Consider the following 12,525-nt stretch of genomic DNA (forward strand, 5'->3'; position numbering starts at 1 on the left):
AAAAACCGCAGAAATGTCTGCGGTTTTTTATAGGCGAAGCCCTTACTACATGTTGGTTTCACAACACACTTGGGTAACTCTCGACATTATTTCGCCGTCACCGTTAATGTAGGGTTTACACCGTTAGGCCCTGTTACCATGAACTCATACAATCCTGCGTTCTCAACCTCTAACATCAGGTTGTTATTGCTGGCGCCCAAAGTCTTCCCAGTACCAACACTAACAACGTTAGACGCCGCATCGTTCGGATTACCAAGGTTGACCGTCGACCAATCTTCAGAGGCAACTTTAAACTCGACCGACCCTGCGCTTAACTCAATGTCGACGGTATAGATGCCATCACCTTGATAGTTAAATAGGTCAACCGCACCCCATCCGTTCATGCCACCACGAATGAATACCTCATTGTCGCCAAAAAAGGCTTCCTTATATACCGAAAGCGTAGGCATGGTTTTATCAGACATGTCGAAGACAAAGACATACCGATCTGACGAATCAATATTTAATACTAGATTATCGTTCGTCGCCGCGAGGGCTACCGTACTATTAGGTGTGACGATGCGATCTTCATCACTATTTGTCACTGCGCCGAAATTAACTGTAGACCAGTCTTCTGAGGCCACCTTGAACTCGTACGACCCTGCTGTGATATCTCGAGCGAAGGTGTATATTCTGCCACCTTGATAGCTGAATGCGTCGCTGGTTCCCCAATCGTTAAACGCGCCGCGAACGAATACCGTGGTGCCGACGAATGGTTCTTCGTTTTCTACCGTAATGACTGGCGCTTCAGCATCACTTGCATCAATCGTAAACAAATACGTTGCCGAAACAGTAGGCGTAAATGAAAGATTGGTGTTTGTGCGCGCAAGCGTTTTATCAACGCCTTCAAGCATGACACCGTCGTCTCCATCCGCTGCACCAAAGTTTACGGTCGACCAATCTTCTGAAGCAAACTTAAACCCATAGGTGGTGTCAGCATCAAGTGCGGCCGTTACAGTATAAACGCCATTACCTTGATAGGTGAAAGCATCGTCAGTACTCCATCCATTCATATCACCACGTAGGTACGGTATTGTATCACCGTATGGCACAACATCTGGCGCGCCCGATGTCGCGTATGCAGCCAATCCGTATCCTTGGGCACCCGACTGGGGCTTAACGAATACTGCAATAGTTAACGCAGGAACCGTAAACGAGCCGCTTCCATCTTCGCCTTCCACAAAATAGGCACCGCGAACGTCACTGTCTACCGAGTTCATTTGTGTTGGATGCAGCGAAAACCCTGTCGCGGTGTTTACAGCAATCGACTTTTCCTCATACCCTGTATTTACCAATACCATGATGGCATCATGCATCATGTCCAGGTCAGCGCGAGCACCTTCACCATCTTGAACCATACCGTCGTCAATGCTCATTGCAATGAGCCCTTTTTGCTGACGCGCGCCAATATTGTGAAATCCAATTCTGTCGATAATGTCCTGTGCGCTAGTTAACCTAAATAGCGGGCTAGATGTGCGAATTGACAATAATTCTGAAAATACATCTGACGCAAACATGATATCAGCCATTGATGCTGCGCGATCGGGGTTGTAAATGAACTCACCCATTTCCGCCCATCGTGACTCATTATCTTGCGCCAGCGGCAATCCTACATTCCAGTTATTGGTCTCATAAGTAAAATCAACAAAGTTAAACCAGTCCCCAGAGTCATAGGTATTTCTATCCATAGATTTCGAACGAAGCATATCGCCACCCATTTGCAAAAATGGGATACCTTGCGATACCAAATTAATGCCCATCGCCACGTTCTGTGCGCGCACACGTTGCTGCAACGTTATATCATGAGGAAGGGTATAATTTAGCTGGTCCCACAACGTCTCGTTATCATGCTTTGACACATAGTTTATGATATCCGCGGGATCATCAGCATAACCGCCTAAATTACTAGTGGCGCCGGCAGAACCAGCTGACGTTTCCAAAATGTAGTCTTTTAACGTCCCGGTCATCCCCATTTTCACACGGTCTTGGTCACTTAACAGCGCGTCAGAGTCTGGAGAAAATATATTGCCCTGGCGGATAGCTTCTCGAATTCTATCGTTGTAAGTACCAATTTGCGTGCCCGCCATGTTTAATTGATTGGCCTGCTGATACCCTCGATCTATTTTCGTCCAGCCTTCACCATAGAAGTAATTGTCTTGATCGATTTCCTGTACCGCATCACGAAGACGTACCATAGTGTCTACCGTGGCCTGGCTCATAATATCAAAACGGAACGCGTCATACTTATAATGCTCGGTCCACACGAGTAGTGAATCGTGCATCAGTTTTTCCATCATCACATTACGCGGTTCAGTATCATCGCAACACGTTTCGCGAACAATACTTCCCGAATCTACCTCGTACCTGTGATAGTACCCAGGCACCACTTTGTCTAGCACCGACTTTGGAAAAACGCCTGACGCATTAGTGTGGTTATAGACCACGTCAAGCGCCACACGTAGGCCCATTTCATGAAGTGACTGGATCATCGCTCTCATTTCGATAATACGTTCAACACCTTCGGCATTTGACGCGTAACTTCCTTCTGGCGCAGTAAAGTGATGAGGATCATAACCCCAGTTAAAGGTATCAACACCGCGTAAATCATTAGTCAGTTGCTGTGCTTTTGCTGCTTGCGCAAGCGGGTCGTAGCTATTGTAAACGTCGATAAGTATTGCTGAAGGCGATGCTTCTTCGCACACCGCTGCATCACTGTTTAGTCGACATAAATCGGCGACCGTGTCATACAGATCAACGGTATTAGCATTACTTTCATCAATGGTTGCAATATCATTTGCCGGCAAAATGTGGAAGTAATTTAAGCCCGCATCAACCAACTTTTGTAGGTGTTCTACGGGTGCGGTACCTTCTTCGGTAAAGGCTAAGTACTTACCTCTGTTGGCTTCACTTGTAGACATATCACGAACGCTAAAGTCACGAATATGTCCCTCATAAATAACGGCATCCTCTGGGTTGTCGATAGTCGGTATGCTATGTCCTTCCCATCCTTGTGGCTTTAAGTCTTCATCGGCAAGATTCACAAACCGTGAAAAACGCCCATTTGTGCTCAAGCTAACAGAGTATGGGTCGGTGACCAGTAAGGTTTCAATCGCCCCCGTTATTGGATGGTATACCGTCACTTCGTATCGATACAATTGTCTGTCTAAAGACGTGTCACCGCTATACTGCCATACCCCAGACGCATCATCCCGTGTCATTGCAATGCGCTCTGATAACGTTTTATTATCGTTATAAAGCATTAAATTGACACGCTGTGCTGTCGGCGCCCATAGTGCTGCAGTAATGCCCGCATCACTATACACGCCACCTAACTGAGCCTCGTCAGCGTCGTCCTCACCTAACGTATACAACGCATCAATGACGTTTGGTAGTTGTATGCCTGTCGCCGCTATAAGCATTCCGTCACTGTCATATGCTCCGATAACCGCTTGACCGGTGATCACCGCTTTCGCATCTTCAGCACTCCATGTGCCTTCCCATGCTTGAAATGACGATAGATGCGGCACGCGCGCAGTTTGTTCTTCGGTTAACGCCGAAGACATTAATTCGACCGCGGTCCCGTTTATGCCCGCCTCTAGCGTACTCTCTAACGATGCATCAATGGCATAATGCATTTTCACTACAGCGGCCTCTTCAGGCGCGTCCCATAAAATCGTATTGATGTCTACCCAGTGGGCACCAAAGCCTTCAATATCTACCGGCTGAGGACCGAGTGACATAATGGGGTATTCAAATAGCGTGGGTTCACCTGAAAGCGTGAAGTTCATGCGTGCGAAGGTTGCATCATCCTGAATTAACGACGCTTGAAAATCCCCTCCTCCAAGTTCTTTTCCAGCGTCATCAGTACCTTTGTGAATAATAAAGTTGTGACAGGTTCCAAAGCCTTCTTTGAGCTCTAGTACCCAATACGCCCCGTAGTTAGGGTCGATACCGGTATGCTGGCGACCATTTGCCCAGTCTGTATCGGCGTCAGCATAGGCATCACAGCTGTCATTATTCCATGTGTGCAAACGCCAGCCTTCGTAGGCCGGGTCGTTTGACGTGTTATCTGCATCGACCGCAGCGCGGTTATAATATAGGACGGCTTGTGAACCTGATGGAAAGAAATCAGGCAATGGCAAATCGGGATTTGCACCTACAACACAGGCATCATTCGTTTCATTTGGTACGGTAGGCGCGTCGCATTGAATAGGCGGTGGAGGTACACAACTTGTGCCCGATGCATCGGGTACATTAGGTACGTCGCAAGTCAGTAAATCATTTGCTCCAGACTCAACGTCTGAGCCGCCACATCCGGCAATAACAAACGCACCAATAAGCGGTAAGGCCAATCGCCAAGTTCTATGTCCATGTAACATCGTGTTCTCCTGAACGCATTGTTTTGAAGTAGGTTTTACACTCGAAAATAAAGGTAGTGAGATGATATTTTTCATAATTGATATGTCATCCCTAGGTAGTATTGCGTGCCGAAAAATTGAATAGTTCCGGTTTGCTCAGGTGAAGAAAAATAGCTTTTGGTGGGCTCATCAGTAAGATTATTCACCTGAAACAGAACGCTCCAATTATCATCAATTGCATAAGAAGCCTGATAGTCGACGACAAGTTCGGAATCAAAGTTTGTTACTTGTTCATTCACAGCAACTTGTTGCGATACAAACGCATCTCGGTAGCGGCTAGACAATCGTGTTTCAAAACCTTCATGTTCCCAAAATACCGTAAGCGTCGCGACATTCTCACTAAGACCTGGAAGGTCGGCAGCGTAAATATCGTTACCCAGTGTGCGTTGAATCTCACTTTCGGTGAACGAGTAACTTGCGCTTACCCCTAAGCCTGACCACCAACCCGGTAACATGCTGTAAATTTGTGTATACGCAACTTCAAGACCACGAATGTACCCGCCTTCAGCGTTATTTACCGCCGTGCTGTAACTGCCATTTTCAGTGGGTACGGTAACAAATACGGGATTGCCATTTTCGTCAGTGGCTAACTCGGCTTCTTGCCCGGCAAATTCTGGCGTTAAGAAAACAGGAACCTGCACAGAGTCAGGCACAACAATGCCATTTGCTGCAAAGTTATACGGTTCGATTTCTATATCTTCAACGAATGAGTCAATGTTTTTGTAGAAACCTGCGACCACAAATGCCCCTTCGCTTTCACTGAAATAATACTCCCACGACACATCATATTGCGTTGCATAGAAAGGCTCTAAATAAGGACTATTTCTCGCGCTGCCATTTACCCGTGCAGTAGGCTGTGAAAGTGTGACCTCGCCCGAGTCCCGGTCTTGAAATGCGGTGACAGTTTCAATGGTTGTAGACGCATTAGCCGCAAATCGATTGATGGGGGCGCGTCCCATTACTTTTGCCGCGGCAACACGCAGCTGCATATCATCGGTTAGCTTAAAGTTAAGGTTGATCGATGGGAGTACATCACTATATTCATGGCTAACAATCGCCGGGCTGTAGAAGTTATTGATTAACCCGACTTCGTCGGTGATGTTTTGTGCGCCGAGTGTAGGGTCGCTTACTTCAACCTGTGCGCCAGTAGTTGGGTCGGTAACGATGCGCGTGGCACGGTTCAGTGTAGTAGAACTCTGCTTAGTTTTGATATAACGAACACCGACATTACCAGTAACCGGTAAGTCGCCTATCTCAGTATTAATATTTGCCATCAAATAAGCAGAATTGACCGTTTCAAATACATCGCCGCTTTCTTGCAGTGTCCATGCCGTAGCCGGACCGGTGCCAGGCCCATTGATAACCCCAGCTGCACCAGGCCCCCATGTTTGTGCTGGCTGTGGGCGGCCATTCGGAAACCACGCATCAAGTGCTTTGTTTAAGTCAACAGATAAGTAGCTTGGAAAGTAGCCGAAAGCGCCCGACCAGTTAACCTCTTCTACCATATCGTCGGTCAGTTTTAGTGGTGGTTCACTGACGGAGAATGCACCGTCGTTTCCATACTCAAACACAGAACGATCATTCGAATATTCACGGTCAGAATAGCGATAACCAAACTCAAAGCCAGTAATAATAGGAACGTCGACATAATATTGAAAATCAACGCGGTATGCGTCTAGTTCGTCTTTATTTTCAAAGGGATAAATACCATACTTACTTACCATGACACGGTCTAAATCAGTAAACGCATCATTTTGATTAAACGCTAAATCAGGTAAGTTCTGCCCGTTAAGTAAATATGATATTTGTACATTTTCATCAAAGACAGGGCTGGTGGCATTGGCATCTTCACCGACTAATGACCACAGCAAGCCGTTTCGAAAATCGCTTTGCGCGCTTGAGCGCGACACATCGAACTGCACCACAAAGTCTTCTGATATTTCCCAATTAGCGTTGACACCAAAGTTTTCTACGCTGTCGAAGTCTTGGTTATCATCGTTGACGAGTTCAACGCGAGTAAAGCTCGTATCGGTACGAGAAAAAGTACCGCCAATCACACTGTTATTAACCACGACAGGGTTAGTGATGCCTGCTTGAATCCCCCCTAGCTTAACCCTAAACCCACGGGCGAATGCCTCTGAATCAAACTTAGAAATGAATGCATCCGCTTTCAATGTGAAGGTGTCTATGGGTGCCCACTCTATCGCGGCAATGTAGCCATCTCGGGTTTCCTCACCGCCTTTGTGCTGCATTTCAAAACCTTCTGAAATAAGCTCACATTCTGGGCAATCGGTTCCGGGGCGATCGTTATCGCCTTCTACACCATCTACATCCACTTGGCCGTTATAAGCAAAACCAATAAATTGTGTTGAAACACTGGGTTGAAATAATCGCGCATATCCTAACGATAGCCCTAATGTGTCATCCATAAACTTCCCTTGGTACGAGAAGCTAATGCGATGTCCAAATTCAGTCGCGTCAGAAACTTCTGATGCGCGATCGTTGTACATACCTCGAACATTCGCACTGAACTTATGTTGTTGGTCCATCGCTAAGGGACTAGCAGTGCGAAGTTCAACGGTACCCGCAATCCCGCCTTCTATTAACGACGCTTTCGGAGACTTATAAACTGCCGCTTCACTGATTAGTTCAGAGGGGTATTGATCAAACTCAATGGCTCGACTACCACTGGTTGACACTTGCTCCCGTCCATTTAAGGTAGAGAAAACGAAATCGCCAGAAAGGCCGCGAATATTAATTTGGGCTGCTTGTCCCCCGGTTCTCACAGCAGATATTCCGGGTAAGCGCGTGAGTGCGTCAGCCATAGACACATCGGGTAAGCCCCCAAGGTCATCAGCTGATATTTGTTCAGAAACCGTATCTGAAAATCGTTTTTGGTTTAAAGACTGAATAAGGCTTGTACTAAAGCCACGCACTTCAATACGTTCGACGGCCTCAATTTCAGGGCGCTCAACGTCTTCAACCGACGTTTCGGATGATTCTTGGGCGTACAGCGGAATGGCAGTAAACGCCACACCACTGGTGATAAGCGCAGCCATAATCGAGCTGGGTTTGAATGTTTTCATTGGTGTCCCATTCCTTAGTTATTATCGACATAGTTAGGAATATCACACCCAAAAATGTCACTTATGGTTCAACAACAAATTCTATAGGTTTGTATAAAAACAGAGCAATGGCATGCATACGTATTCATTAACATAAATGAAACATTTGACGTGCCGCCGCCTTCTTATATCAACATTTAATTAACATATGGGCACAAAAAAGGGCTACCCAGTAGGTAACCCCTTTTTAACTAACTAAAAATAACATGCTGATTTACATAGGGAACCGCTTATTAGCGTTATTAACCATACCCGAAATGTACTGATCATGGCTGGGTAGCTGAGCAATGGGCTCCTGCTTTATCGCTAACAAATTCGTTAACATTGACTGAAGCTTTTCATCCGGCATGCTATTGACTAAACCGTGATAATCACGTGGGATAATCCCTTGACCAACCATCACTTGAAGCCATGAACTTTCTAAAAACAAGTCGTTCTGCTCCCTAACCAAGCTACCCGTTTCTTTGAATAGCGCTATTTTATGCTGCAACGAATCAGGTAATGTCAAATTACGCATATCATTAAAAAACGAACTGTCGGTACGCTCGTTTATCGCATAATGCAACACTAAGAAGTCACGTATCTGTTCAAACTCTAATTCAGACTGTTTATTATATTCTTGTTCTAAATGCTGAGCGAAACCATTGTGTGGGAAAAGTTGAATCAACCTCACGATTGCTGACTGAATAAGGTGGATACTTGTTGACTCTAACGGCTCAAGAAAGCCGCTAGATAGCCCGACTGCTACCACATTTTTATTCCACTGTTTGCGCCGACGTCCCGTCGTGAACCTGATTAATTTAGGATCGCCAATCGCCTTAGTATCTAAATTATTCAACAACGTGTCATGCGCTTGCTCGTTACTTATGTAGCGGGAGGAAAACACATGTCCATTGCCATTTCGGTGCTGTAGCGGAATACGCCATTGCCATCCTGCGTCGTGGGCAATAGAGCGTGTAAATGGTGAGGTTTTTTCGTGTCGCTCAGATGGAACCGCTATTGCACTGTCGCATGGTAACAAATGCGACCAATCGTCGTACCCCGTCCCTAATGCCTCTTCAATGAGAAGGCCCTTGAAGCCAGTACAGTCAATGAATAAGTCAGCTTCAAGCTTTCTATTGTCATTAAGGTTCAACGACTTAATGTACCCGCTATCATGAAAGCGCTCAACACGCTCAATCGTACCTTCCACGCGCGTAACGCCCATTTCTTCGCTTAAACGACGTAAAAACTTTGCGTATAGCGTGGCATCAAAATGATAAGCAAACGGCAGCTCTAACACAGGGTCTTTTGCATTGATCTGAGCAAACTTCCCTGCCTTGGCCGCCAGGTAGTTTAAGTCGTAATCCCATAAACTCGCATCATGCCCCAACGATTTACCTTTAAGCCAGAAGTGATGAAAGTGACAGAACGCCATGCTCTTACCCGGGGCGCCGAAGGTGTGGTAGTAGCTATCCCCTTTTGTCTTCCAGTTTTCAAACCTTATTGCAAGCTTTACTGTTGCTTTGGTGTCCCTTATAAATTGCGCTTCATCAATTCCAAGTACCTGATTTACCAGTCGAATGGGCGGAATGGTAGCCTCACCCACGCCAACAGTTCCTATTGATTCTGACTCTACAAGGGTAATCTCAATCGAGGACGCTAACATTTTTTTTAATAAGGCCGCCGTTAACCACCCTGCGGTTCCTCCGCCAGCAACAACTACCCTTTTGATAGGCGTTTCAGTAGGGATATGCATAGTATTCTCATCAATTAAACAGTTTGTAGTAAAGCGGTAACCTCACTACAAAAATAAAGATATGGCATGTCGCTCATACCCGTCACTTATACTTTATAGACAGTGATAACGTATCAAGTACAAAATAAAAAAGCCACTTTCAGTCTGCATTACAGTGCAGCGTGATAAGTGGCTTCTCTTATTACTTACGGGCTTAGAACTTGTAGTTAAAGCCTAGCAAATAGTTAGTACCATAACGCTGGAACTGAGTGATTTGACGTGCATCTGTGCTTGATGCTTGAATGTCGTCTTCATCTGTTAAGTTCTGCGCTTGAAGGGTTACGCGCAAGCCTTCAAGATACTCAATACCAGACTCGCTAAAGTCATAACCAATTTGCGCATCAACCAGCGTACCGCCTTGTTTAGTGGCATCAACCAATGCCAAGCTCAGACCGCGCTCTTCTGTTAGGTACTGATCGCGTTTAGTAGCCGCAACACGGAATTCAAACCCTTCATTTTCATAGAAGAATGTCATGCTATATGATTCTTCCGAAAGTCCTGGAATACGTGTTTCCGTTTGGCCTGGCGCAGGGTCAACTTTACCATCCATGAATGTCGCGCTAGCGAATAGTCCAAAGCCTTCTAGTGAGTCATGAAGCAGTTCACCTGGTAATGAACCTTGAAGTTCATAACCACGCACGAAACCTTCAAATCCGTCTAGCACACTGCCCACTGAACCTTGGAACGTACCCGGCGTTTGACCTTCAGAGCCTTGGTGTAGTTCTGGGATGTAAATATCAGAAAAATCAGTAATTACACTCGTATCGCGGTGCCAGTTTTTAATGTCTTTAAAGAAGAAAGACACGGCAACATAGCCGGTATCAGCGAAGTAATTTTCATACGCCAAATCGAACTGATTTGATTCAAGAGGACGTAACTCAGGGTTTCCTGCGCTTCCACCCCACGGCCCATTTCTAGGGTCTGTACTGACTATCTGATTATCGTTAAACGCAAACGATGCCTGGGTATTAGGACGCATATCATCCATGCGAGGACGCGAGATAACCTTACCTAACGCTAAACGCACAAACTGATTTTCAGCAACTTCGGCAGACAAATTCAATGTCGGTAATACATCAGTGTAATCGGCACCGCCGGTTACCGGTACCGCCACCGTAAATCCATCAGCATCAGAGGTCGTCGAGAAACCGGTAGATTGCTGGTCGGCATTAACCACTTGAACGCCAACATTACCTCTAATCCAAATATCACCCAGTTCCATCTCAAGATCGAGTTTGGTGTATAACGTTAATAGTTCTTCATCAACGGTATAGCTATCACCTAAGCGGTCGTTTTGAACCAAACGTGCATCACTCACGGTATAGTATCCGCTGTTGTAAAGCCCGAGTGAGTCGTAGGCTAAAATGCCGTCTATTCCTATGAAATCAAGATTAACTACGCCCAGCACGTCAGGGATTGACGCATCACCAGGATAGCTAGGGGCGGTAAGATAAGCACCGTTATTTACTTTAGTTTTGCTACGGTCAGAATAAATGACACCTGCCGATACCCCGTTAATTACGCCCCACTCAACAAACCCGTTAAGGTCAAAGCGAAGCGTATCAAGATCTTCATCAAACGTAGGCTGGTTCACAAAACCATCTTGTGCGTCTGGTTGAAGTAGTGGTGGCGCGCCCCAGGCTTGTGGACCTGCTAGACGGATAATACTTGGATCAGTCAAATCTACCGGTGCGATTGTTGGATGATCTGAATACACCGCACCTGTTGATGTCATTTCCCAACTACGCGCAGAAAGTGGACGACCATCTATACCTGCACGGCCAACACCAGAATAACTCTCAACATCAATAATTTCTTTTTCAACTGAACCGGTTGAGTAATCAAACTCTGCCGTCCACTCGTCATTGATTTGATATTCAGCGTGAATACCAACAGTCGAAAGCGTTGCATCTTGACGACGAGCATCGTTTCTAACCACACTGTGGAATCCATCAGTGAAGCCTGACGTCACTAAACCATCTTCAACACCCGTGATGGTGTAAGCTCCCGTCCCCCACTCTGCACCGCCTTCTTCTAATCCACGACGCGTATCTTCCTCGACGAAATCAATATAAAGCGCGTCAAGTTGAACATTAAGTTTGTCTGTTGGTGCCCATTCTACGACGGCAGCAAATGAATCACGCTCTAGCATGGCTGAACGCTGAAATGAATCCGTACCACCTAGTACAACTGTACCTGCTGGAACATCAACCGTATCGGTTGCGCGACGATCGCTGCCCGTGTTCACATCAGCATAACCCCAACCACGGAAATGTTGTTCTTGGCGTGGTGACTCCATACTTGCAACGGTAAGTGCCAAGCCAATGGTATCGTTAGCAAACTGATCAACATAGTTTAATGAAATGCGGTGACCATTATTATCAAAATCAGGGTTAGGAGAATCTTCGGCATTCTTCTCGAATGAGCCATTTAACGTAAACGTACTTGATGCCGTTAACGGGTTAATGGTTTGTAAGTCGATTGAACCACCAATATTCTGTGTGGTCATACCCGCTTCAGGTGTTTTATAAACCAAGATATTAGAGATTATCTCTGTAGGATATAAATCGAATTCAACACCACGGTTATCGCCCATACCTAAAAGTTCACGACCGTTTAATGATGTACCCACGTAGTTTTCGTTAAAACCACGAACCGATATACCACTTGTTCGTCCATTTCGACGCTCACCCGTTACACCTGGAAGACGCGCAATTGACTCGGCGATACTTGTATCTGGTAGCTTACCGATGTCTTCAGCAGATAACGCTTCAACAATTGATGTATTGTCCATCTTTATAGCTTGAGCGCGTTGTAAGCTTCCGCGAATACCACTTACCTGAATGACCTCTAAGTTGGCTTCATCAATAGCATCAGCGTTAGCGTCTTGCGCAAATGCCTGCGCATTTGAAAATGCAACGCCACCAGTAATAAGCGCAGCTTTTATCAGATTGGGTTTAAATTGTTTCATAAAACGGGTGTCCCATACGGTTATTGTGGATGTCTTATTAATTATTATAATGACAACGTATTTGATGACCGTAATGCTATAGACGACACACCTTTTGCACAATTGCCTGCATACGTATTCAATAAAATTAATGCAACACCACGTTAACATTAAACAACACTGCCAACATGTAATTTAACAACACAAACGCTTTAA

Annotated in this window: 4 protein-coding genes; all 4 read right to left on the bottom strand. The window is 45.7% G+C overall.

The window, feature by feature from the left end; genetic code table 11:
- Positions 1 to 86: 86 nt before the first annotated feature.
- The gene (locus tag ACOJRU_RS09255) at positions 87 to 4,418 is read right to left on the bottom strand and encodes an alpha-1,6-glucosidase domain-containing protein (RefSeq protein WP_421131470.1); all 4,332 of its coding nucleotides are present in this window, start codon (positions 4,416 to 4,418) and stop codon (positions 87 to 89) included.
- A gap of 71 nt (positions 4,419 to 4,489) precedes the next feature.
- On the bottom strand, positions 4,490 to 7,543 hold the full coding sequence (locus tag ACOJRU_RS09260; protein ID WP_421131471.1) for a TonB-dependent receptor: 3,054 nt from the start codon (positions 7,541 to 7,543) through the stop codon (positions 4,490 to 4,492).
- A gap of 253 nt (positions 7,544 to 7,796) precedes the next feature.
- The gene (locus ACOJRU_RS09265) at positions 7,797 to 9,320 is read right to left on the bottom strand and encodes a tryptophan halogenase family protein (RefSeq protein ID WP_421131472.1); all 1,524 of its coding nucleotides are present in this window, start codon (positions 9,318 to 9,320) and stop codon (positions 7,797 to 7,799) included.
- 193 nt (positions 9,321 to 9,513) lie between these two features.
- Positions 9,514 to 12,330, bottom strand: coding sequence for a TonB-dependent receptor (locus tag ACOJRU_RS09270; RefSeq protein WP_421131473.1), 2,817 nt, complete (start codon positions 12,328 to 12,330; stop codon positions 9,514 to 9,516).
- Positions 12,331 to 12,525: the final 195 nt, after the last annotated feature.

The sequence above is a fragment of the Alteromonas algae genome (assembly GCF_049117195.1).
GTDB lineage: Bacteria > Pseudomonadota > Gammaproteobacteria > Enterobacterales > Alteromonadaceae > Alteromonas.